Consider the following 949-nt stretch of genomic DNA (forward strand, 5'->3'; position numbering starts at 1 on the left):
CCAGGTCATCACCGTTGAAGCAGGCAAGACTCAAGGCAGCATCGACTTCCAGACCCCGCCGAACGATGTGTACAACAACGGCTCGACCGTCAGCGTAACGATCAAGGACGCCACCGGTGGCAACTTCGAACAGCTGAACGCAAGTCCGACCCCGGCTGTTACCACCATTAATGACAGCATCGACACAGTCACTGTCAGCATCGTCAGCAATGGCAATGTGACCGAAGACCAGCAGCCGTCCTTCACCGTAAAAGTCAGCCAAGCTCTGGATCGCCCGCTCACCGTTACTCTGTCGAACGGGGACAAGGTCACTATCGATGCGGGTAAAACCGAAGTCGTGTACAAGACTGAGGCTCAAGGTGACGATGTCATCAAAGACCCAGGCTCCGTCACCGTGGGTATCGCTGACGCTAGTGTCCCTGGTGCAACGTTCGAGCACTTGGTCATCGGTAACCCAGCCACTGTTCAGATCGCCGATACCATTAGCGAAGTCGTTGCAACGCTGACCGTCGATAAGGCGACTGTCACCGAAGGTGGGCAGGTCACCTACACGGTTACGCTGAGCAATGCCCAAGGTCTGTCCGTAACCCAGCACGGCGCACTTACTTTCACCCTCACCGACGGCACCAAGGTTGTTATCCCGGCTAACAGTGCGTCCGGTAGCGCCACTATTACAGTTGCTGACGATGTCTATGTAGGTGGCCAGCCTGCGTTGGCTAACAAACTCGAGGCAGTCTCAGGGGGCGAGAACTTCGAGAAGCTCACACTGAGCGGCGATACTGTCACTACCACTGTGACAGATGAACCAGGCTCTGGTACTCCTGGTACAGGCAACCAAGGTGATCTGGTGTTGGTCACTATCACCGCTGACCAGACTTCCGTTGCTGAAAACGTCAAACCCACGTTCACCGTACAAATCAACACCGCCTTGGCCCACGACCTGATCGTA

At 55.7% G+C, this 949-nt stretch carries 1 protein-coding gene; it reads left to right on the plus strand.

All coding sequences use genetic code 11. The features are described from left to right. The coding region (locus APH25_RS25775) for an immunoglobulin-like domain-containing protein (protein ID WP_177331226.1) at positions 1-949 on the plus strand (949 nt) is incomplete at both ends.

Origin of the sequence: Pseudomonas sp. NBRC 111119, assembly GCF_001320125.1 — a bacterium.
Classification (GTDB): Bacteria; Pseudomonadota; Gammaproteobacteria; order Pseudomonadales; family Pseudomonadaceae; genus Aquipseudomonas; species Aquipseudomonas parafulva.